The organism is bacterium (assembly GCA_035945995.1).
In the GTDB taxonomy this organism is placed as follows: domain Bacteria; phylum Sysuimicrobiota; class Sysuimicrobiia; order Sysuimicrobiales; family Segetimicrobiaceae; genus DASSJF01.
The window spans coordinates 1-21,064 of record DASYZR010000065.1 but is presented as its reverse complement, the minus strand read 5'-3'; the positions used below and the strand labels follow the sequence as shown (position 1 = coordinate 21,064).

At 72.1% G+C, this 21,064-nt stretch carries 24 protein-coding genes and 1 pseudogene; 19 read left to right on the top strand and 6 right to left on the bottom strand.

What is annotated here, in order from left to right:
- From VGZ23_06650 to VGZ23_06635, 4 genes are all read right to left on the bottom strand, one after another.
- On the bottom strand, nt 1-260 hold a 260-nt coding region (locus VGZ23_06650), incomplete at its 3' end, for a hypothetical protein (GenBank protein ID HEV2357274.1).
- Nucleotides 261-269: 9 nt separating this feature from the next.
- Nucleotides 270-1,976 carry an N-acetylmuramoyl-L-alanine amidase family protein gene (locus VGZ23_06645; GenBank protein ID HEV2357273.1) on the bottom strand — a complete coding sequence of 569 codons (1,707 nt, stop codon included), beginning with the start codon at nt 1,974-1,976 and terminating at the stop codon, nt 270-272.
- Between the two features lie 102 nt (nt 1,977-2,078).
- The gene (locus tag VGZ23_06640) at nt 2,079-2,924 is read right to left on the bottom strand and encodes a hypothetical protein (GenBank protein HEV2357272.1); all 846 of its coding nucleotides are present in this window, start codon (nt 2,922-2,924) and stop codon (nt 2,079-2,081) included.
- A gap of 1 nt (nt 2,925) precedes the next feature.
- On the bottom strand, nt 2,926-3,786 hold the full coding sequence (locus tag VGZ23_06635; GenBank protein HEV2357271.1) for a hypothetical protein: 861 nt from the start codon (nt 3,784-3,786) through the stop codon (nt 2,926-2,928).
- A gap of 59 nt (nt 3,787-3,845) precedes the next feature.
- Between VGZ23_06635 and VGZ23_06630 the strand changes: the two genes are divergently transcribed.
- The 3 genes from VGZ23_06630 to speD are packed head-to-tail and all read left to right on the top strand — an operon-like array spanning nt 3,846 to nt 5,722.
- Nucleotides 3,846-4,778 carry an acyl-CoA thioesterase gene (locus VGZ23_06630; protein HEV2357270.1) on the top strand — a complete coding sequence of 311 codons (933 nt, stop codon included), beginning with the start codon at nt 3,846-3,848 and terminating at the stop codon, nt 4,776-4,778.
- Nucleotides 4,768-5,229 (top strand): small multi-drug export protein, encoded by a 462-nt coding sequence (locus tag VGZ23_06625; protein HEV2357269.1) that lies wholly within the window; start codon nt 4,768-4,770, stop codon nt 5,227-5,229. The genes VGZ23_06630 and VGZ23_06625 overlap by 11 nt, the downstream gene beginning before the upstream one ends.
- 13 nt (nt 5,230-5,242) lie before the next feature.
- Nucleotides 5,243-5,722 (top strand): adenosylmethionine decarboxylase, encoded by a 480-nt coding sequence (gene speD / locus VGZ23_06620; GenBank protein ID HEV2357268.1) that lies wholly within the window; start codon nt 5,243-5,245, stop codon nt 5,720-5,722.
- 26 nt (nt 5,723-5,748) lie between these two features.
- On the opposite strand, the gene VGZ23_06615 is transcribed toward speD, so the two are convergent.
- Complete coding sequence (locus VGZ23_06615; protein ID HEV2357267.1) at nt 5,749-6,030, bottom strand: YggT family protein; 282 nt, start codon at nt 6,028-6,030, stop codon at nt 5,749-5,751.
- Between the two features lie 2 nt (nt 6,031-6,032).
- On the opposite strand from VGZ23_06615, the gene VGZ23_06610 reads away from it, so the two are divergent.
- The 13 genes and pseudogenes from VGZ23_06610 (at nt 6,033) to VGZ23_06550 (ending at nt 17,367) form a co-directional block, all read left to right on the top strand.
- Complete coding sequence (locus VGZ23_06610) at nt 6,033-7,292, top strand: alanyl-tRNA editing protein (GenBank protein ID HEV2357266.1); 1,260 nt, start codon at nt 6,033-6,035, stop codon at nt 7,290-7,292.
- Nucleotides 7,285-8,079, top strand: coding sequence for a DNA-formamidopyrimidine glycosylase family protein (locus VGZ23_06605; GenBank protein HEV2357265.1), 795 nt, complete (start codon nt 7,285-7,287; stop codon nt 8,077-8,079). The genes VGZ23_06610 and VGZ23_06605 overlap by 8 nt, the downstream gene beginning before the upstream one ends.
- Nucleotides 8,080-8,082: 3 nt before the next feature.
- The gene (locus VGZ23_06600; GenBank protein HEV2357264.1) at nt 8,083-9,288 is read left to right on the top strand and encodes a M20/M25/M40 family metallo-hydrolase; all 1,206 of its coding nucleotides are present in this window, start codon (nt 8,083-8,085) and stop codon (nt 9,286-9,288) included.
- A complete protein-coding gene (locus VGZ23_06595) occupies nt 9,263-10,060 on the top strand; it encodes an SAM-dependent chlorinase/fluorinase (protein HEV2357263.1) in 798 nt (265 codons plus the stop codon). Before VGZ23_06600 ends, VGZ23_06595 begins: the two co-directional genes overlap by 26 nt.
- A gap of 89 nt (nt 10,061-10,149) precedes the next feature.
- On the top strand, nt 10,150-11,544 hold the full coding sequence (locus VGZ23_06590; GenBank protein HEV2357262.1) for a S41 family peptidase: 1,395 nt from the start codon (nt 10,150-10,152) through the stop codon (nt 11,542-11,544).
- Nucleotides 11,545-11,675: 131 nt separating this feature from the next.
- Complete coding sequence (locus tag VGZ23_06585; GenBank protein HEV2357261.1) at nt 11,676-12,257, top strand: LemA family protein; 582 nt, start codon at nt 11,676-11,678, stop codon at nt 12,255-12,257.
- 50 nt (nt 12,258-12,307) lie between these two features.
- Nucleotides 12,308-13,147: a TPM domain-containing protein gene (locus VGZ23_06580; GenBank protein HEV2357260.1), complete on the top strand. Its 840-nt coding sequence runs from the start codon at nt 12,308-12,310 to the stop codon at nt 13,145-13,147.
- A gap of 10 nt (nt 13,148-13,157) precedes the next feature.
- Nucleotides 13,158-13,544, top strand: a complete 387-nt coding sequence (locus tag VGZ23_06575; GenBank protein HEV2357259.1) for a TPM domain-containing protein — start codon at nt 13,158-13,160, stop codon at nt 13,542-13,544.
- Nucleotides 13,541-14,134, top strand: a complete 594-nt coding sequence (locus VGZ23_06570; GenBank protein ID HEV2357258.1) for a LemA family protein — start codon at nt 13,541-13,543, stop codon at nt 14,132-14,134. The genes VGZ23_06575 and VGZ23_06570 overlap by 4 nt, the downstream gene beginning before the upstream one ends.
- A 168-nt stretch (nt 14,135-14,302) precedes the next feature.
- The gene (gene efeU, locus VGZ23_06565; GenBank protein ID HEV2357257.1) at nt 14,303-15,178 is read left to right on the top strand and encodes an iron uptake transporter permease EfeU; all 876 of its coding nucleotides are present in this window, start codon (nt 14,303-14,305) and stop codon (nt 15,176-15,178) included.
- Nucleotides 15,175-15,630 carry a DUF4149 domain-containing protein gene (locus tag VGZ23_06560; protein ID HEV2357256.1) on the top strand — a complete coding sequence of 152 codons (456 nt, stop codon included), beginning with the start codon at nt 15,175-15,177 and terminating at the stop codon, nt 15,628-15,630. Before efeU ends, VGZ23_06560 begins: the two co-directional genes overlap by 4 nt.
- Nucleotides 15,631-15,658: 28 nt before the next feature.
- Nucleotides 15,659-16,399: pseudogene (lipB, locus tag VGZ23_06555) on the top strand (lipoyl(octanoyl) transferase LipB).
- Between the two features lie 11 nt (nt 16,400-16,410).
- A complete protein-coding gene (locus VGZ23_06550; protein ID HEV2357255.1) occupies nt 16,411-17,367 on the top strand; it encodes a M14 family metallopeptidase in 957 nt (318 codons plus the stop codon).
- Here VGZ23_06550 and VGZ23_06545 read toward each other — a convergent pair.
- Entirely contained in the window at nt 17,341-17,934 is a 594-nt protein-coding gene (locus VGZ23_06545) for a class I SAM-dependent methyltransferase (protein ID HEV2357254.1), read from the bottom strand. The genes VGZ23_06550 and VGZ23_06545 overlap by 27 nt on opposite strands.
- A 1,031-nt stretch (nt 17,935-18,965) precedes the next feature.
- Here VGZ23_06545 and VGZ23_06540 point away from each other — a divergent pair.
- From VGZ23_06540 to VGZ23_06530, 3 genes are all read left to right on the top strand, one after another.
- Complete coding sequence (locus VGZ23_06540) at nt 18,966-20,228, top strand: peptidoglycan DD-metalloendopeptidase family protein (GenBank protein ID HEV2357253.1); 1,263 nt, start codon at nt 18,966-18,968, stop codon at nt 20,226-20,228.
- 283 nt (nt 20,229-20,511) lie between these two features.
- Nucleotides 20,512-20,784 carry a MoaD/ThiS family protein gene (locus VGZ23_06535; protein ID HEV2357252.1) on the top strand — a complete coding sequence of 91 codons (273 nt, stop codon included), beginning with the start codon at nt 20,512-20,514 and terminating at the stop codon, nt 20,782-20,784.
- 4 nt (nt 20,785-20,788) lie between these two features.
- Nucleotides 20,789-21,064: hypothetical protein (locus VGZ23_06530; protein HEV2357251.1), on the top strand; the 276-nt coding region annotated here is incomplete at its 3' end.

Here is a 21,064-nt window from a genome sequence, read left to right as displayed (position 1 = left end):
GGCGCCGGATGCCCCGGCGCCGCCGTTGATCCGCCTGCGCCGGGGGACGGCGCGCGGTGGGGCGCGCGGGCGGCGGGGGACGGCGCGGGCCGCGACGGCGCCGGAGGCCGGGTATGCCATCCGATCCACAGGCCGACGACCAGCCCCGAGCCGAGGAGCACCGCGAGTGCGAGAAACGGAAACCCCCCGCCGCCCCCCGCCCCACGTGCGGGATGACCGGGGGCGCGCGGCCGTCTGCGACGGGGGGTTGGTGCGGCCATGCAATCCTCCTACGGCTGGGCGGCGGCCGGGGCGGCCACGTACCGCTGCAGCCCGTTGAGAATGCCCTGCGCAAACAGCTGCTGCCCCGCCGGGTCGCGGAGCAGTTGTTCCTCGCGCGGGTTCGTGATGAACGCCGTCTCCACGAGCACCGCGGGAATACGCGGCGTGTCGACGAGCACGGCGAAGCGGGCCACCGCGACGCCGCGCGAGGCGACGCCGGCCGCGCGGCCCGTCTCGTCCGCGATCGCGGCGGCGAGCGGCGCGCTCTGCGGCGTGAGGTAGAAGACCTGCGTCCCGTTGGCGTTTGCGTCCACGGCCGCATTGGCGTGAATGCTGATGAACACGGTCGCCCCGCCGCGCGCCGCGATGCGGGCGCGGTCGTCCAACGGCACGAAGACGTCCGCGTCCCGCACCATGACGGCCTCGATGCGCTGCCGCGCCAGCAGCGCGCGCAGCTTCTGGGCGATCGCGAGCGCCACGTCTTTCTCGCGCGCGCCGGACGGACCGAGCGCTCCGGGGTCGCTGCCGCCGTGGCCGGCGTCGATCGCCACCACCAACGGTCCCCGCCCGCCGGCCGCGGGCGGCCCGGGCTGAACGGCGGCCCCGAGATCGATCACCGTCTGCGTGGGATCGTCGCCCGGGTGCACGAGGTACGGCACCGGCCGGCTCAACTCGACCACGATCCGGACGATGTTGGGGTCTTTGTGGAACTGCGCCGCGCGCACCTGGACGACGAGGCCGTCGTTGACGTCGAGGGCCTTCTTGATCGGGATGAAGACCGCGTCCGGGACGTCGAGAACGACGCGGTCCGGGCCGCGGAGCACATGCTCCGCGGCCCGGACCGGCTGCGTCGCCGTGACGATCACCCGGCCGCCGCCCGTGAGCGACTCGTACGCGATGTCGAGCACCTTGCGCCCGGACGCGGCGAGGTTCCCCGGCGGCGCGGGCGCACCCGCGCCCAGGGCGATCACGAGGCGGCGGTCGGCCGGCGCCGACAACACGCGGTATCGTGCCGGCCCGCTCAGGTCGAAGACGATGCGCGCGCCGGTCGCCGACTGGCCCATCCGGATCGTCGCCAGCGGCCCTTCGTGCACGTCCGTGACCGGCTGCGGCGTTCGGGCGACGGCGCCGGGGACGTCGACCACGAGCCGCTCCGGCGCGTGCAGCGCGCCGAGGCGGGGGTGCAGCGGCGCCGTCGCCTGCAGGGCCACCTCGAGGCCGTCGTTCGCCGCGCGCCAGGAGACCGCCGTGATCTGCGCGTTGATGAAGAGCGTGCGGTGGATCGTGTCGTAGTACGTGACATCGCCCAGGGCGTCGAAGACCCACTGCACCGGGATGAGGACACGGTCGAGGACCGCCACGAGAGGCACAGGAATGGGCCGCCGCTCGCCGTCGACCGTGGCGTACGGATCGTCCGCGCGCAGCTCCATCGTGTCGCCGGCCGGACTCTGCAACACGAGGACACGCGCGCGGGGATCCCACGCGGCGCGGATCCCGAGCGGCGCGAAGAGCCCCGGGATCGGCGCCATCACCACGTCGTCCTGCACGATCGTGTCGCCGGCGAGCGCGATCTCCTCGCCGTCGGCGATCACCCGCAGCAGCGCAGCGGGCGCGGCCCGGGCCGGTGCGCCGTGTCCGAGTCCCAGCGCGGCCGCGCAGAATACGATGAGCAGAAGGGAGGGCCCGGGTCGGCCGCGCCTCGCGTGTGCGATCACGTTCCCCCGACGATGCGGCGTCGAATGCTGCAACGGATCCGGCGTCAGTGGCCCGGCGAACCTTGCCGGGGCTACTACGCCGGACGGCCGGCAACTCCTGCCTTACGACCAGACCTCCGCGATCGGCGCCTCGCGCGCCGCCTGTCCGAGGACCGGGAGCGCCCAGTTCTCGCTCACGGTCCGGCAGAACCCGTAGTGCGTGTGCCGGACGGCCGACCCGAGCCCGCGGCGGACGCCCCGCCCCCACAGCGCCGCAAAGACGCGGTTGCCCTCGCTCTCGTCGTCCTCGTCGTAGCAGAAAAAGAAGGCCGGATAGCGCCCCCGGCCGTCCGGCGTCGTGAACCACGGCGAAGCGGCCAGCACGTCGAGCAGCGCGGTCAAATTGGCGTCGGCCCGCTCCGGGTGGCCGTTGTGCATGCTGTTGTCATTGTCCCACCCGACGTAGACGAGGCACCGTTCCGGCAGGCCGTTCGGACCGCCGTCGAGATCCGCGCGCAGCGCCGCGAGGCCGCGACGCGCGCGTGCCACCGGGGCACGCAGGTCGACGAGCGGATCGTGCTTCTGCGGAATCTCTCCCACCAGATGGTACAGATACGCGGGGACCGGCGGCCGGGCCGCGGCGCCGGCGCTGGCCACCGACGGATGGAAGGCGTCGATGATCTCAGCGTGTCCCCAGATCTCGCCCGACGCCATGGCGCGGTAGTTCGGCCCGGAGGGGTGGGTGACGGCGTAATAGCGCGTCAGGACGGCGCCTTCCGCGGCCAGCCGCCGGTGCGACGGCAGCGCGGCGACCCGACTGAACGCGTGATTCTCGAACACGGCCCAGACGAGGCTGCTCCACCACCGCGGCGGCCCGCCCGCGGCGGTGGCATCACCTCCGAGGACGGCGGCGGCCGCGCCGAACGCGGACCCCAGCAGGGTGCGCCGGGTGAGGGGACCGCGGGGCATCCTAGGCGGTCACGGCGTCGAGAAATGCCCCGAGCCGGCGCGGGGCCGGGAGCGGCCCGGCGCAAAATTCGAGCCACGTCCCGGCCATCCGGGCGGCCGCGTCCGGCGCGAGCGTGCTCCGCGGTATCGCGGCGATCTCTTCCCAGGGCGGCCCGTCGAGACGCAGTCCGACTTGATCGACGTAGTCCATCGCCGCGTCCGCCTCGCGGCGGATCGCCGCGCCTTCTTCGAGCGGACGGCCGGCGCTGTCTTCGTACACCGCGACGAGAACTTTCGTGAGCGCGGCGAGCCCCGCGACGGCGCGAAGGGTTCCCCACTGATCCTGGATGCTCGCGCCCGGATCCCACAATTCACCCGGCCCGGCGCCGTCGGAGGCCGCGTCCCCGGCGGCGATGAGCGCGACCCACCGGTCGAGCAGGGAGGCGCACCGGCCGACGCCGCTCCGCAGGCCTGCCGGATCGTCGCCGCGCAGCAACCGTCCGGCGAGGCGGGATGCGGCCTCGATGACCTTGGGCCCGAGGTCGGGCGGCGCCAGGCGCGGTGAGCGCACCTCGCGCGATGCGAACCACTCGACCATGAGCGCGACACCTTCCGCCGACCGGTACCGGTCCGCGCGGCCGAGCGACTCGCGCTGAAGGGCCGTCTTCCAGCGCGGGCCGACGGAGTGGAGCGCCTCGACGGCGATCCGGACGGGCGCGAAGATGCACACGAGCCACGCCACGAGGACGAGAAAGAAGTGCCGGCCGCCGTCGGCGACCAGCGTCACCGCGGCGCCGGCGAGACAGATCCACAGCCACGCGCGGCCAAAGGCGCGGCGCGCGTCGGGCCGTGCGAGGCGGCTCACCGTGTAGCGCAGGGTCATAGGCCGGTCCCTATGGTACCATACAACCTGTGCCGAGCATCGCGGACACGCGCTTCCAAATGGTGCAACTGGTCTTCCCCGAGCACACCAATCAATACGGCACACTCTTCGGCGGGCGGATGATGTCGTGGATCGCGACGGCCGGCACGCTGGCCGCGTCGCGGTTTGCGCACGGTCCGGTCGTCCAGGGGGCGATGGACGACTTGGATTTTCTGACGCCGGTGCATCTCGGCGAGATCGTCACGATCGACGCCCAGGTCGAGTGCGTCGGCCGCTCCTCGATGGAGGTCGGCGTGGAGGTGCAGTCCGAATCGCCCGGCCGGCGCGTGCCGCGGCGGACGACGTCGTCGCACCTGGCGTTCATCGCGCTCGACGACCACGAACGGCCGCGGCCGGTCGGGGCGTCCGTCACGCCGGCGTCCGCCTCGGAGTCGGCCCTGCACGAGGCCGCCGCGGCACGCAAGGCCGCCCGCCTGGCGCGCGTCCGCGCGCACGGCGCCGACGTTCCCGAGGTCCCGGCCGGCGCGCAGGCGACCCGGCTGGCCCGCGTGGTGATGCCCGAAGACGCCTTCAGCGGGACGCTCATGTTCGCCGGCAAGTTGCTGGCGATGCTCGACGAGGTGGCGGCGATCACGGCGGCCCGGTACACGCGGGGCCAGGTCGTGACCGCATCGCTCGACACCGTGTACTTCTACCATCCGCTGCGGGTCGGCGAGATCGTCGACATCGCGGCCGCCGTGCCGTTCGTGTCGCGGACGTCGGCGGAGATCGGCGTGCGGGTGGACAGCGAGCGGGTCGGCGGCGTCCGCCACCACACGTGCACGGCCTATCTCACGATGGTGCATCTCGACGCCGCCGGCCGGCCCGCGCCGATGCCGCCTCTCGTCCCGCCGGACGAGCGGGCGCGGCGGGTGTGGCTCGGCGGGGCGATGCGGTCGCGCGCGCGAAAGGCGCGGGTCGCCGCCCTGCGGGCGCAGGACCATGCTCACTAGGTTCATCCACGTCATGCTGCTCTCGATCGTGCCGTGGGTGGAGCTGCGGCTGGCGATTCCGTACGGGATCGCCAAGGACGGGCTGCCGCCGGCCGTGGCATTCCTCGCCGCCGTCCTGGCGAGCTGGGCGGTGATCGTGCCGGTGTTCATCGGCCTGGATCTGTTCTACGTGCGGTTCCTGTCGCATTCCCCGCTGGCGCGCCGCCTGATCGAGGAAGTGCGGCGGCACGGACGGAAATACGTGGAACGGTGGGGCGTCGTCGGCGTCGGGATCTACGTGAGCCTGCCGCTGCCGGGACCGGGGGTCTACTCCGGCGCCGTCTTGGCCTGGACGTTCGGGCTGCCGCGGCGCCACGCGATCGCCGCGCTCGCCGTGGGAGTGCTCGTCAGCGCGGTTCTGGTCACGCTGATCAGCACAGGCCTGATCGCGGTCATCAGACGGTTCATGTGACGGGGGGCGGCCGGTGGACACGCTCGGGCACCACTACATCGTCGAAGGGTCGGGCTGCAACCCGGATGTCATCAGCCGCGTCGAACAGGTGGAACAGATCCTGGTCCGGGCCGCCGAAGTCGCCGACGTGCAGATCTGGGCGATCTCCTTTCACCGGTTTCGGCCCATGGGCGTGAGCGGCGTGGTGGTGATCTCGGAATCGCACCTGTCCGTGCACACGTGGCCGGAGGTCGGCTACGTGGCCCTCGACATCTTCACCTGCGGCGACCGGGCGAAACCCGAAGCCGCCGTCCAGCACGCGCTCAAGGCGTTCGGCGCGACCAACATGCACATCACGGAGGTCACGCGCGGACTGGAGGAAGGCGACAAGGTCTTCTTCCACAGCATGATCACCTGGGAAGAGAACCTGCCGGAAAACCTCATGAACCATCGGCCGCGCCGCCGGCGGGCGGCGCGCCGGCGGCGGCGCACCGCGAAGGTGTCGGCGTCGTAGCGGACGCGCGGGTTATCGCGGAGCCGTCAGGCGCCGAACGCGACCATGCTGATCACGGCGATCAGCATCTTGCCGACAAACTGGATCAGGAGCAGGGCGACGATCGGCGTGATGTCAATCCCGCCGAGCGGCGGGATGAGGCGGCGGATCGGCAGCAGGATGGGGTCGGTGATCCCGACGATCGCCCGGATCACCGGATGGCCGTAGTCGACAGAGGGAATCCACGTCAGCACCGCACGCACGATGATCAATAGCGTCAGTACCTGCACGACGTCCGCGATCAGCCTCATGACAAGAAGGACGAGCACGCGTGTATTCTAACACAGGCCGCGAATCCGCAGTACCGCCGGGGACGCCTCCCACCGAGCGCCTGTACTACGCGGACGCGTACCGGCGCGCGTTTCTGGCGGGTGTCGTCGCCGTCATCCCGGCCGGCGCCGACCGCGCCGGCGCCGACCGCGCCGGCGTGGTCCTCGATCGGACCGCCTTTTACCCGACCTCCGGCGGCCAGCCGCACGATACCGGAACGCTCGCGGGGGTCCCGGTGGTCGACGTCGTCGACGCGGACGACTACATCCTCCACGTGCTGGCGCCCGGCGCAGCGCCGCCGGGGACGGGCACCGAGGTCGAGGCCGCGCTCGACTGGGGCCGGCGGTTCGACCACATGCAACAGCACACGGCGCAACATCTCGTGTCGGCGGCGTTCCTCCGCGTGCTCGGCGCGGAGACGGCCTCGGTCCATCTCGGCGAGGCGTCCACGATCGATTTCGACCGAACCGGGTTATCGGCGGAGGACGCCCTCGTCGTGGAGAACGCCGTCGCCGAGGCGGTCTATGAGAATCGTCCGGTGACGGTGCGCTTCGTCGAGGCCGGCGAGGCGGAGGCCCTCGGGCTCCGGCGGCCGCCGAAGCGCGCGGGAATGCTGCGCGTCGTCGAGATCGACGGGCTCGACCGGTCGGCCTGCGGCGGCACGCACGTCCGCGCGACCGGCGAGCTCGGGCCGGTTCTGCTGCGGCGGTGGGAGCGCGCGAAGGGCCGCCTGCGGGTCGAGTTCCTGACCGGGTGGCGCGCGCTCCGGGATTATCGCTGGAAGCACGCGCTCGTGTCGGAGTGGAGCGGCCGGCTCACCGTGGGCGATCGAGAGCTGCCGGAGGCGCTCTTACGGCTGGCGGCCCGGGCGGAGGACGCCCAGCGGGCGCTGGCCGCGTCGACGCGCCGGCTGCTGGCGTACGAGGCCGCGGAACGCCTGGGCGAGGTCCCCGCGACGGACGCGCGCAAGGTGCTCCGGCTCGAGTTCCCGCGGCGCGACGCCGACGACGTCCGGCTCCTGCTGCGGGAGCTGACCGCGCGCGAGCCGTGCGTCGTGCTCGCCGGCATCGTCGAGACCGGCCGCCTGTACTTCGCGCGCTCGCCGGGCATCGCCGTCGACATGGCGGCCGTCCTCGCGCACGCCGCGCGGGCGGTGGGCGGGCGGGGCGGCGGGACCACGGACGCGGCGCAGGGGGCGGTGCCTCCCGCCGAGATCCCGCGGGCGTTGGACCTGGCCGCGGCGGAGGTGCGGGGTGCCTGAACTGCCGGCGGTTGAGGCCGCGCGGCGCAGCCTCGTCCGGACCGTGGCGGGTAAGACGATCGATCGGGCGGACGTGCGCCGGCCGGCGGTGCTGCGGACGCATTCCCCCCGGGGGCTTGACCGCGCGCTCCGCGGGCGGACGATCGCCGGGATCACCAGGCGAGGGAAGGCGCTGTGGTTCCAGGTCGATCCGGCAGTACTCGTCTTTCACTACATGCTCTGGGGCGTGGTGCGATTCCATGTTGCAGGCGCGGTCCCGGACGGCGGGACCTCCGTGTTGCTGCGCTTCGGCGGCGGCGCCGCGCTCGAGTTCCGCGAGCTCCAGTTGAGCACGTTTTCCGTGCTCACGCCCGAGCGCGCAGAGGAGGCGGCCGAGCCCGGCATCGATCCGCTCGCGCGCGGGTCCACCTTCGAGGTCTTCCGCGCCGCGCTGGGCACGCGCGGGGTCACTCGGACGGCGCTGTGCAACCAGACCCGGATCGCGGGGATCGGCAACCTCTGGGCCCACGAAATTCTGTTCCACGCCGGCATCCGCCCCGACCGCCCTGTGGCCGCGCTCACACGTCCCGAGATGCGGGGGCTGTACGATACGACCCGCAGGGTGCTGCGGGCCGCGATCGCCGCGGGGGGCGAACCGGGTTTCCACGACGCGCTCGGCCGTCCGGGCCGCGCGCCGCTCTCGGTCTACGGCCGCGCGGGCCAACCGTGCCCCGGGTGCGGAGGTACGGTGCGCGATGGACGCCTCGGCGGCCGGCCCACGTTCTCCTGTCCGGGCTGTCAGCGGTAACCCATGAGCCCGTCCGCGGCCCCCCGTGTTCGGCCCGAGGCCGTGATCGGACTGGTCGAGCGGCTGGTGGCCATTCCGTCCGTCAATCCGCAACTCGTGCCGGGCGGGGCCGGCGAAGCGAAGCTCGCCGAGGCTCTCGCCGAGGTGTGCCGCACCCTCGATCTCGAGGTCGCGTTGGAGGAGGCGGCGCCCGGCCGTCCCAATCTCGTCGCGGTGCTGCGCGGCCGGGCTCCGCGCCGCGGACGCTCGCTCATGCTGAACGGCCACACCGATACGGTCGGTCCGGCCGGCATGGCGGAGCCGTTCGTCCCCGCGCACCGCGGGGACCGGCTCTACGGCCGGGGCGCCCTCGACATGAAGGCCGGGCTGGCCGCGATGGTGGCCGCCGCGGGCGCCATTCGCGAGGCGCGCGTCGTCCCCCTCGGGGACCTCATCTTGACGTTCGTGGTCGACGAAGAGCATTTGAGCGCCGGAACCGAGGCGCTCGTGCGCCGGCACCGCGCCGACGCGGCGATCATCACCGAGCCGACCGGGTTGCGCGTCGGCGTGGCGCATAAGGGGTTTGCCTGGGCGCGAATCCGTACGGAGGGCCACGCCGCGCACGGCAGCGACGTGGCGGTGGGGGTGGACGCGATCGCACACATGGGACGGGTGCTCGCGGCGATCGAACGGCTCGACCGCGAGGTCCTGCCCCGCGCCGCCCACCCGTTGCTCGGCCGCCCGTCCGTCCACGCCTCGCTCATCGAGGGCGGAGAGGGTCTCAGTACCTATCCGCCGTCCTGCACGCTCGACATCGAGCGCCGAATGCTTCCCGCGGAAACCCCGGACGGCGTCCGTCGCGAGCTCGAGGAGGCGCTGGCGGGGCTCCGGACCGCCGATCCGGCCTTCCGCGCGACGGTGGAGATTACGGGCAGCCGGCCGGGCCTCGACGTGGATCCGGATGCGCCGATCGTGCGGGCCCTCCGCGGCGCGGCCGGCCGGGTCCTCGGCCGGGATCCGGCGCCCATCGGGGTGGCGTATTGGTGCGACGCCGCGATTCTGACCCAGCACGGAATCTCGACCGTGCTCTTTGGACCATCCGGGGAAGGGCTGCACGCGGAGGTGGAGTACGTCGACGTGCCGTCCACCGCCGCCTGCGCGCAGGTACTGGCGGAGACCGCCGTCGCGTTCTGCGGGGCCGGTGATGCGGCTGCTGACGTTCCTCTCTGACTTTGGTCTCGACTCCCCGTATCCCGCGGCGATGAAGGCCGTGGCTGCGGGGATCTGCGACGCACGGTTCATCGACATCTCACACGCGGTGCCGCGCCATAACGTGCGCACCGGGGCCTACCTGTTATGGTCCGTGGCGCCGGCGTGCCCGGCCGGGACGGTGCACTGCGCCGTGGTCGATCCCGGAGTCGGGACGGCGCGCGCCGCGCTCGCCGTCGCCGCCGGCGGGCAGACGTTCGTCGGGCCGGACAACGGGCTCCTTGTGCCCGCCGCGAAGCGGTTGGGCTTCCCCGCCGTCTACCGGTTGACAAACGAGGCGTACTGGCGGCACCCGGTATCGCCGACGTTCCACGGCCGCGACGTCTTCGCCGCCGTCGCCGCCCACCTCGCGGCCGGCACGGTGTTCGAGCGGGTGGGGACGCCGGCCCCGGAGCACGTCGAGCTGACACTCGAGGATGGGGGCCCAGACGGCTCCGGGCTCCTGGGGACCGTGCTCTGGGTCGACCCGTTCGGCAATCTTGTGACCACGATCCCGGGGTCCGCGCTCGCCGAGTTGGGACAGGATGTCCAGGTCGTCGTCGAGGCCGGCGGCCGGGCGCTGCCGGCCACCGTCGGACGTACGTTCGGGGACGTGCCGGCCGGCGGGGCCATCGTCCTGGTCGGCGGGGACGGCCTGGTCGAAATCGGGGTGAACCAGGGTAGCGCGATCGCGCGCCTGGGGGCCGGACCGGGGGAGCGGGTGCGAATTCGCCGAGGAGATATCGGTTCCTGACACGATACACTGCGGGGGATGCCCGTGATACTATAGCGAACACTTTGGTGGCAGCGCGAAACACCCACAAACTCCCGGGGGGAGCCTCGATGGCTGCTCGTTTCCGCCTCACGTCCCTGGTTCTGGTCGCCGTGCTGGTCGCCGTCCTCGCCGCACCCGCCATGCCGCGCGCCAACGCGGCATCGGCGCCCTTCGTCATCGACGCGCTTCGCACGCTGCAGAAGAACTATGTGGACACGCTGGCCGCGGCTCCGCTGCTCAACGCCGCCCTCGCCGCCGCCGAAAAGCGGGCCGACGCCCAGCCCTTCGGCGGCCCCATCAGCCCGACCGCGTCGGATGATCGGGCGATCTCACTGTTCACGCAGCGGTTCGCCGAGATCGCCAGCCAGGTCGCGGACAAAGTCACGGAGACCGATCTCGCCTACGCGGCGACCGCCGGGATGCTCGACAGCCTCCACGATTCTCACACCGGTTTCGTGCCGCCCGCACTCTATCAGGAGATCAAGCGCCGGGAGACCGGCCAGGCGGCGTTCAGCGGCGTGGGGATCGTGCTCTTGCACCGCGACGACCAATACTACATCAGCGAAATCTATCCGGGCGGCCCCGCCGAGCAGGCCGGGGTCCGGGTATTCGATCGCGTCCTCGCCGTCGACGGCCACGCCACGGCCGACCTGAACGACGACCACGTGTCGCAGATGATCCGCGGCACGGCCGGGAGCCGGGTGACGCTTACGCTGCTCCGCCCGGGTGCTGCGGATCCGGTCGACGTCGCCATCGTGCGGGGACAGATTCACGTGCCGACGGTGACCGATCGGATGCTGCCCGGCGACATCGGCTACGTCCGGCTGTACGAATTCGTCCCGGGGGTCGGCACCAGCGTGCGGAAGGCGATGCTGGGGCTGCGCGGTGACGGCATGCGCGGGATGGTGCTGGATCTCCGCGGCAACCCGGGCGGTCTGGTGAGCGAACTCCGCGACGTGTCGGCGGCGATTCTGCCGGCGGGATCGCCGGTACTGCAGATGCGCACGCGGAGCGGCCGCAACTTCGTCATGCAGACGCCGGTCCAGCCGGTCGTGCCGGCCGGCCTGCCGATCATCGTGCTCGTCGACGAGAGTACGGCATCGGCGGCGGAGTTGCTCTCGGCGGCGATTCAGGAGCAGGGGCGGGGAATCGTCGAGGGGACCAAAACGGCCGGTGCGGTGGAGGTCGGGATTACGATCGACCTGCCGGAGGGCGCCGGGATGAGCGTGACCGTGGCGCGCGTGCTGACCGGCAAGGGCGTCCGGCTCGAAGGGCAGGGTGTCCTGCCGGATACGACGGAGTCGCTGACCTCGCAGGCGATGAACGCGGGCCGCGACAGCCAGCTCGATCGCGCCATCGAGATCCTCAACACGAGGTTTGGGATCGGGTCGTCACGCGGCGGCACGAAGCCAAAGCTCACGCCGTCGAACGGGTTTGTTCTGCCCGCCGCTCCCGCGGCGTAAATCCACCCGCTGACGCGCGGGCCGAGCCGGGGCCCGCGCGTTTTTTTTGCGCCGCCGCTTGACCCCGTTCGTATACTGGGGGTGGCCCGTGCCGTCCCGGCGGTCGTGCGGGATGGAGGGGGGAGGGTGCGATGCGTGCGGTGCTGATCGCAGTACTCGTCGTAGTCCTGATCGGTGTCATGGCGGTCTCGTCCGTCGCCGGCACCTACAACCGGCTGGTGCAGCTCCGCCAGCAGGTGGATGCCGCGCAGGCCGACGTCGAGACGCAACTCCAGCGCCGCTTCGATCTGATTCCCAACCTGGTGGAATCCACGCGGGCCGTGTTGAATCAGGAGCGCACCGTGTTCGCGGCGCTGGCCAATGCCCGCACACACTACGCGGGGACGCAACCGGGGACCCCGGCGCGCATCGAGGCAGCCAACCAGTACCAGAGCGCGATCGCGCGCCTGCTCGTGATCGTCGAGAATTACCCGGTGCTGCGCAGCAACGAGACCGTGCAGTCCCTGATGAGTCAGCTGGCGTCCACAGAGAACCAGGTCGCGTATGCGCGCCGCCAGTACAACGCGTCGGTTCAGGCGTATGACACGACGCTCCAGACGTTTCCCACGACGCTGGTGGCGTCGAGCTTTGGGTTTCAACCCCGGCCGTATTTCCAGGCCCAGCCCGGCGCCGGCCAGGCGCCCCGCGTGAATCTCGGGGTGCCGACGCCCTGACAGCGCTGCGGGGATGGGTTGCCGCCGCGTGCCTCGCCGGCGCGGTGCTTGTGCCGTCGCCCGGCGGTGCCGCGCCGCCGGCATTCCCCGCGCCGCAGGGCTACGTGTCCGACTTTGCGCACCTGTTGGATCCGGCCGCCCGGGCTTCGCTCGACGCGCGGCTTGCGGCCTACGATCGGGCCACGACGAACCAGATCGCGATCGCCGTGTTTGCCGATCTCGGCGGTGTCCCGATTGATGACTTTGCCGCCCGCCTCGAGGAAGCGTGGAAAGTCGGCCGGCGCGGCCGGGACAACGGCATCTTGCTGCTCGTCGCGCCGAAGGAGCGCGAGGTTCGGATCGAGGTCGGCTACGGCCTGGAGGGGAAGGTCACCGACGCCGACGCCGGACGCATCATCCGCGACACCCTGGCACCGGCGTTTCGCGCCGGGCGGTACGCCGACGGGCTGAACGCGGCCGCCGACGCCCTGATGGGGCTGATCGGAGGACCCGGGGCCGTTCCGGGCGGAGGCCCGGGTGCGGCCGGCACCGCGCGGCCATCCTCTCGAGGCACCGGAAGCGGCGGGCTGGCGGGCCTGCTGTTCCTCGCGTTTGTGGCCTTGTCTCTCATCGCGGGCCGGCTCGGCGGCCGGCGACGCTGCCCGCGATGCGGCGCCGCGCTCCAACTCACCTCGCAGAGCACGGCTTCGGGCGTCGGCGCGGTTGAGGCCTGGACGTGTCCGCGCTGCGGGTACCGGGACAAGCGGCTGGTTCGGCGATCCGCCGTGATGCCGGTCCCGTACTTCTTCGGCGGCGGGTGGGGAAGCGGGGGCTTCGGCGGCGGTGGGGGTGGTTTCGGCGGGTTCGGCGGCGGGGCCTCGGGCGGCGGCGGAGCGTCCGGCGGATGGTAAGGCGGTCCTCGTGAGCGTACGTCGTCTGCTCAGCGCGCGGGACAAAGCGCGCCTCCGGCATCTGGCCGAGGCCGTCGAACGCGATACCGGCGTCGAGATCGCCGCGCTCGTGGTCCCGCGGGCGGACGACGTCGCGGGATTCGCCCGGGCGTACTTTGACCACGTCGGGATCGGCAAGCGCGGGCACGACAACGGCGTGCTGGTGCTCGTGGCACTCGACAATCGGGCCATTCACATCGAGCTCGGCCGTGGACTCGCGGGCGTGATCGGTCCCGCGGACGCCCGGAGCATCATCGAGTTCGTGATCGCTCCGCAGTTCCGAGAGGGCCGGTTCGGGGCGGGCCTCGCGCACGGCATCGAAGCGCTCGGACACCTCGTACGCCGCCCCTTCCCATGAGCGCGCCGCCGCCGCGCTCCGGCACCTGGGCCGTCGCGGGCCTGGTGGCCCTCGCCACCGCCCTCGGCGTGGTCGGGTGGTGGATCGTGACGTACAACCAACTGGTGCAGGCCCGAAGCGCCGTCGACGCGCAGTGGGCGCAGGTCGAAGCGCAGTACCAGCGGCGCGTCGATCTGGTTCCCGCGCTCGTGTCGGCGGCCGCCGGCGCTCTCGCCCAAGAGCGGCAGGTGTTGTCGGCGATCGTCGCGGCGCGCGCCGCCTATCTCGCCGCGCCGCCCGGATCCCCGGACCGGGTCCGCGCGGCGTCGGCGCTCGAAGCCCCGATGGGCCGCCTGATCGGGATCGTCGAAGCGTCGCCCGCCCTGCGCGCCCGGGCCACGGTCGCCGCGCTCATGGACGAACTCGCGGGCACGGAGAACCGCATCGCCGTCGAGCGGCGCCGCTACAACGATCGCGTGCGCACCTACAACACGCTGGTCCAACAGTTCCCGCCGGTGCTGGTCGCCGCCGCCGCGGGCATGCGCCCGCGGCCGTACTTCGAAGCCGGGCCACGGTCGGCCGGGCGACCGGCGGTCCACATCTCACCGTAGGGTGCGGGAACCGGACGTCGCCCGCCGGCGCTTTCCGGCGTGGACGGGCAGAAACCTAGGCGAGGCGACTCGTATTGACAGATTCATCGGGCTTCGGTAGCCTAGGCCGCGGAAGAGATTGTTGACTGCTACGATGAACAATTCGGCGGCGCGCGGAAGGCGCGAGGAATGATCGGTTCGTTCCTGATCACGCTCAGGGAAGGGCTCGAAATGTCCCTGATCGTGGGCATCCTCCTCGCGTACCTCGCCCGGACCGGCCACCGTCGCGACTTCGCCGCCGTCTGGGCCGGCGTGGCCGGTGCCGTGCTCCTCAGCCTCGCCGCCGGCGGCATCATTTTCGCCACGGCCGGAGAGATGAGCGGCCCCGGCGAGCAACTGTTCGAAGGCATCGCGTTCCTGACCGCGGTCGCCGTGCTGACGTACATGATCTTCTGGATGCGGCGGGAAGCCGTGACCATTCGCTCCTCCCTGCAGGCCCGGATGAGCAGGGCGCTGCAGGCGGGCTCCCGCACGGCGCTCGTCGTGCTCGCGCTGGTCTCCGTCGGCCGCGAAGGCGTGGAGACGGCCCTCTTTCTGTTCGCCACGGTGCGGGCGTCGTCCGCGGCGGCCGCCGGTCTCGGCGCCGTTCTGGGATTGGGCGGCGCCGCGCTGCTGGGCTGGCTGCTCTATCGCGGGACCTACCGGCTCGACCTGCGCGTCTTCTTCAACGTGACGAGCGGTTTGCTGCTGCTGGTGGGCGCGGGTCTCTTGATCCGCGGCGTGGGAGAACTTCACGAGGCCGGGATCCTGCCGGCGCTGGTCGATCGTCTCTGGGACTCCAACCGGTTCGTCAACCAGTCGTCGACGATGGGCGGTCTGCTCGAGGCCCTGTTCGGGTACACGAGCACGCCCTCGCTGAGCCAGGTGATCGCCTACGTGGCGTACCTGGCCGCCGCCGGGTGGGCCTACGTGCGCCCGGTCCGCCCGCCGGCCGGCAGGCGCGCACCCGCCGGTGTGCCGGCGGTCCTGGAGCGGACGGCGCAAGCCCACCACCCGAGGGCGTGACGGGACTCGCCGCGGTCGTTCGTACGCTTGCCGTTGCCCTGTGGATCGGCGGCATGGCGGCGCTCGATTTCATTGAGGCCCCGCTGCGCTTTTCGACCCCGGCGCTCGACCGGAATCAAGCGGTGGCGCTGGGACAGGCGGCCTTTGCCCGCTTCAATCGCGTGGAGGCGGCGCTCGGCGTGATCGCGCTCGCCGCGGCGATCGCGGCGCGTTCGGCGCGGTGGACGGTCGCCGTCGCGGCGATCATGCTGGCGCTCGTGCTCGTGCAGACGCTCTACCTGACCCCCGAAATCACGAGACTCGCCGCCGGCCTGGACTTCGTCAATCGCGCCGCGGGCGACCCCCGGTACGCCGCGATTCGCTCCCTGCACAACGTCTACGCCGCGGCCGAGATCGCAATCCTGGCCGGCGGCGTGGCCGTGCTCGCGGGCTGGGCCGCCTCCGCCCGGTAAACCCCCGCGGGAGCGCGTCCGCGCGTCGTCGAATCCTGTTCCCGTGCGAACGGCGTGGTCGGTCTCGTGCGGACGCATCCCCTACGGCGAGGCGTGGACGCTCCAGAAGGCGCTCCTCACCGCCCGCCAGGCCGGCGTAGTTCCGGATACGGTGCTGCTGCTCGAGCACCCGCCCGTGATCACCCTGGGCCGGAGCGCGCGCGCCTCCAACGTGCTGGCCGGCGCGGACGCGCTCGCCGCTCGGGGCATCGACCTCTTTCAGATTGAGCGGGGCGGCGACGTCACGTATCACGGCCCCGGCCAGCTCGTCGGGTACCCGATCGTCGATCTGCGGGCCCTTGACGAGGACGTGGTGCGCTACGTCCGGGCGCTCGAAGCGGCCCTAATCGACGCGCTGGCGCACTGGCAGATCAGCGCCGAGCGCCTGCGGGGGTTCCCCGGCGTGTGGGTCGGCGGCGCCAAAGCGGCGGCGATCGGCGTGGCCGTCCGGCGCAAGGTCACGATGCACGGCTTTGCGCTGAACGTCGCCCCCGACCTGGCGGCGTTCGACCTCATCAATCCGTGCGGGCTCGGCCGGCCCGTGACGTCCATGGCGCGCCTGCTCGGGCGCCGGGTCGCGCTGGACGACGCGGAACCCGTCGTCGCCGGTACGCTGGCGGCCGCGCTCGGTCTTCGCCTGGAACCGCGGGGTCTCGCGGAGATTCGGACGATTCTGAACAGGGTCATCGGGCCCGGCGCTGGCCCCGCCGCCCTGCGGCCGGGGGCCTGAGAGGAGCGCCAATGGGACAGGATGTGGTGGTGGTGGGATCGCTGCGCGCCTCGCCGGGGACGAAGGTCACGGGATTCCTCCCGGTCCCGGGAACCCCGATTCAGATGCCGGTGACGGTAGTCAACGGGAGCGCGCCGGGACCGCGTGTGGCGATCACGGCCGGCGTGCACGGCGGCGAATATCCCGGCATCGAGGCGGCGATCCGGACCGCGGCGGCGTTGGAGGCCCGCGACGTGCGCGGCACCGCCGTCATCGTGCACATCGTCGACGTCCCGGCGTTCGTGGCCCGGAGCATCTACATCTGTCCGCTGGACGGCAAGAACCCCAACCGGCTCTTTCCCGGCAACGCCGACGGCACGGCGAGCGAGCGGCTTGCGCACACGTTGTTCACGGAAGTCATCGCGCCGAGCGACGCCTACGTTGATCTCCACGGCGGCGACATCAACGAAGCGCTGGTGCCGTTCACAATCATGGTCGAGACCGGCAACGCGGATCTGGACGCCCGGACGCGCGGGCTGGCCGGGGTGTACGGTATCCAGTACGTCGTGCGCGGGCGGGTGGGCGGCGGCACGTATGCCGCGGCGGCGCAGCGCCACATCCCGGCCATTCTCACCGAGGCCGGCGGGCAGGGACTGCTCGACGACGCGTCGCTCCACCTCCACCTGCGCGGATTGCGCAATGTCCTGCGACACCTCGGCATCGTCAACGGGGCGCCGGAGCCGGTGCCGCCGACCACGCTCCTCGCGCGGCTGCACTGGGTGACGTCGCAACACGCGGGTCTGTTCTACGCGGAGGTTTCGCCGGGCGCCCAGGTGGAAGCAGGCGGGCGCATTGGGGAGATCCGCGACTACTTCGGCCGGCGGTTGGAAGAGGTGCGCGCCCCGGCGTCCGGCATCGTCCTCTTCACCGTCACGACGCCGGCCACCAATCCGAACGATCCGCTATTTGCGGTGGGCGAGCCTGGGTAGTCCGGTCGAGCGCCGAGGCGGGCGCACCGAGCGCGCCGCGCCGGCGGTTCGCGCGAGTCTCCGCGGACGGCGGGCGACGATGCGTCCGAGCGCCATCCGGCGACCCCGGTCGCGATAGAGTCCGTCGCTTGCGTAGAGGATCTCCCAGTCGCCCAGGATCCGCCGGAGTTCTCCGGGGCGAAGCCGGCGGCTGCGATCGGCGGGGCCGGCGTCGTGTTCGCCCGCGTCCAGGTGCGTCTCGAAGATCAGCAGGCCCCCGGGACGGACGGCCGCGCGCAGCGCCGGAAACATCCGCCGTTTCAGAAAGAACGCGTTCACGACCACATCGTACAGTCCGCGCTGGGGACGCCAGCGATCGAGGTCCGCGACGATCCAGCGGATGCCGGGCAGCCCGGCGCGCCTTGCCCGCCGCGCGGCCTCGTGCAGCGCCGTCGGCGAGATGTCAACGGCGTCGACGCGGTAGCCGGCATGAGCGAGGGCCAGCGCGTTGCGGCCAAGTCCGGTCGCGACGTCCAGCGCCCGTGGCGCCCCGCGCGCGTGAGGTGCGCGGGTGTCGACCGGCGCCAACGAGCCACCCCGGGCCGCACGACGCCGGCGGGTGAGTGAGGGCAACCAACGGTGGAGCAGGGTCGACGGAGGCCCGTCGTGCGGACAATCGCCGCCGCGATAGCGCGCCTCCCATCTAGTCCGGTCGGCCTTCACGGCTCGATCATAGCGTAACGCGCCCGCGTCCGCCGGGTGCCGCCACATCTCGTGCCGGCCGGATCGCGCGCCGCATATGAATGGAAGGCAGGACGGCGGCATCCCGTGCCTTCCATCGTGTGGCGAAACGGTGCGGGTGTTGTCGGGCCGCCGCTACATCGGTTCCTCGTCTTCGTCGCTCTCCTCGTCGCTCTCGTGATCCTCAGTACCCCACATCGGCGTGGCCGGCGTTGGGCTGACGGGCGCCGGCGTGATCGGCGGGAGTCCGGGGCTGAGGGTGCCCAGCGTCGTTTGTTCCGCCGTCGGGACGGACGCGGGTCCCGCCCCGCCGCGGCGGGCCGGGGCCTTCCGCGCGGGCTTCGGTGCGGCGCCGCCCTTGGCGCCCGAGCGCCGCCGTGTTGCGCCCGTCGCACTCTTTCGGGCGGAGGCCGTCCGGCGCTTCGTTCTCGCCGTACCCTTGCGGGCGGAGGCCTTCCGGCTCCGGGTGGAGCGGCCCGCCGGCCGGCGCTTGGCCGCGGTCGTGCGCTTCCGGCGCGACCGGGAGGCCCCCTGGACCTTCCGGGACCTGGCCCGCTTCTTGCGCCGGGATGTCCTGCTCGCCATGCTCCGACCTCCCTTGTCCGGTAGACGCTAAGTCACCGCAGGGTCGTGCCGATGCGCGCCCGTCCTTCGACGGACCTGCGGCATTTCCTTTCCCGGCCGTGTGTTTTCCCCTCCCGGCCGGGGACGTCTCGCTCCGGGCCGCGTGGGGCATCATGTAGGTCGGTATTCGGGGGGCGGCGGGAGGACTTTGATCGGCTGCAACGAATAGTAAAGCCGCACCCAGCGGGGCCGCATTCGCCCCTCGATACCGATTCGCAGCAGTTCATCATCATAGCACCGGCCGAGGCCAGCGGATGCGGATCCGTGTCCGGGTTATTACGGGTTGTTGGTTGCTTGTGTGCATGTTCACCGCGGGGGGCGCCTCGTCGTGGGCCTCCGCAGTGCCGTCCCGCCATTCTCCCGCCCGGACGTCATCCACCGCCCCGCGGCGCCGCCTTCCCGTACGGCCTCCGCTGCCCACCGTAAGCCGGCCTCTGCCGGCGCGGACCGCGGCGCCCTCCCGGGCCGCGTCTCCCGACGCCCAACTGCAGGGCGTTCAGCAGCAGCTCGCCGACGAACGGCGCCGCCTGGCGCTGACCACGCGCCAAGAGCACCAGGTGCTCGGCGAGTTGTCGCACACGGAGGAGCGGCTGCACGTCGCCGAAGCGCAGCTCCACAAGACGACCGCCGCCCTCAGCGGAACCAAACGGGCGGTGGCGGACGCCAACGAGGCACTGGGCGCCGTATCGCGCCGGCTGGCCATCCACGAGCAGTTGATGGAGGAGCGGCTGCGCGCCTTCTACAAGGACGGCCCCCTCGGGTACCTCGACGTGCTGCTCGGCGCCGCGGACTTTCGCGATTTCGTCGCCCGGTCGTATCTGCTCGGCCTCATCGTCTCGCGGGATCTGCGCCTCTATCAGCAGGTGACCGAAGAGCGCGACCGCCGGGACGAGGTCCGGACCACGCTCAAGCAGCGCGAAGCCGATTTGGCGGTGCAGCGGAAGCAGTGGGTCGTGAGCCGCCAGGAAACCGCGGCGCTTGCGGTGCAGCGCCGCCGGATCCTGGCACAGATTCGCGTACAGCGCGAGACGCAGGAAGCGGCCATTCGTGAACTGGAGGCCGAGTCGTTTCGCATCACGGAAATCATCCGGCAGCGCCAGCGCGGATCGCACTTCGGCGGCCGGTGGAGCCTCGCCGGCGGCACGCTGCGGTGGCCCGCGTCCGGTCCGATCACGTCCGGCTTTGGGTGGCGCATCCACCCGATTTTCCACACCCGGCAGCTCCACACCGGGATCGACATCGGCGCGCCGTGGGGCGCGCCCGTGGAGGCCGCGGCGGACGGAACCGTGCTTTACGTCGGCTGGATGACCGGGTACGGCAACGTCGTCGTCCTCGACCTCGGCAACGGTCTGTCCTCGATATACGCGCATCTGTCATCGTATCTCGTCAGGATCGGCGAGACCGTGCGCCGCGGGCAGGTGATCGCCCGCGTCGGCAGCACCGGCTGGAGCACCGGCCCGCACCTGCATTTCGAGATGCGGCGGGACGGCCAGCCCTACGATCCGCTCGCCCCATAGCGGCCTTCGCTTGCGGCCCCAACGGGGGCGTGCTAGACTCGACGCTGATCCGGAATACGGCGCGCCCCCGCGCCGTTCGCCGGAATGAAGGGGAAAGAGGCACGACGGAGGCTGGAGCGCGGATGAGTCCCTGCATCTGTACGAGCGGGATCCGCCCGGCGGCGGAGGTGTACCGCCGGAGGTAGGCGGGCGTCCGGGTTCCCGTGTTCGTGAGGTTGTCGGCCGCGGCGTCCACCGCGGCTGTGCTGTTTTTTGAGGGTCGTCTCAGGGAGGTGAACGTGCGATGGCGCTCGTGTATCTGCCGACGCCGCTGCGGCGGCTGACCAACGGCCGGGCGCGCGTCCGCGCCGGCGGGGGCACGGTCGAAGAGGCGCTCGCCGGTCTGGAGCGCGAGTTCCCGGGGCTCCGCGAGCAACTGCGGGATCCGAGCGGTGCGGTGCGCAGCTTCATTAACGTGTTCGTCAACGGGACCGAGATCCGGTCGCTGCAGGGGGCCGCGACGCCCCTCGGCGAGGGCGACGAGATCTCGATCGTCCCGGCAATGGCCGGGGGATAGCGCAGTGGAGGTCTCGCTCCGGCGATCGCCCGACCCGCGGCATGCGCCGGACCGCCCGCCGGCCGCCGGGGCCGTGCCCGATCTCCGCGTGTGGCGCATCGATCACCTGCTGCTCCACGAGCAGGCCGACACCGCCCGCGTGCGCCGGCTCGAGGACGCGCTGCGGCGCGACGGCGTTCTGCGCAACCCCCCGATCGCCGCGCCGCTGCCCGACGGGCGGGCGGTGGTGCTCGACGGCGCGAACCGCGTGACCGCCCTCCGCTCGCTCGGCCTGCCGCAC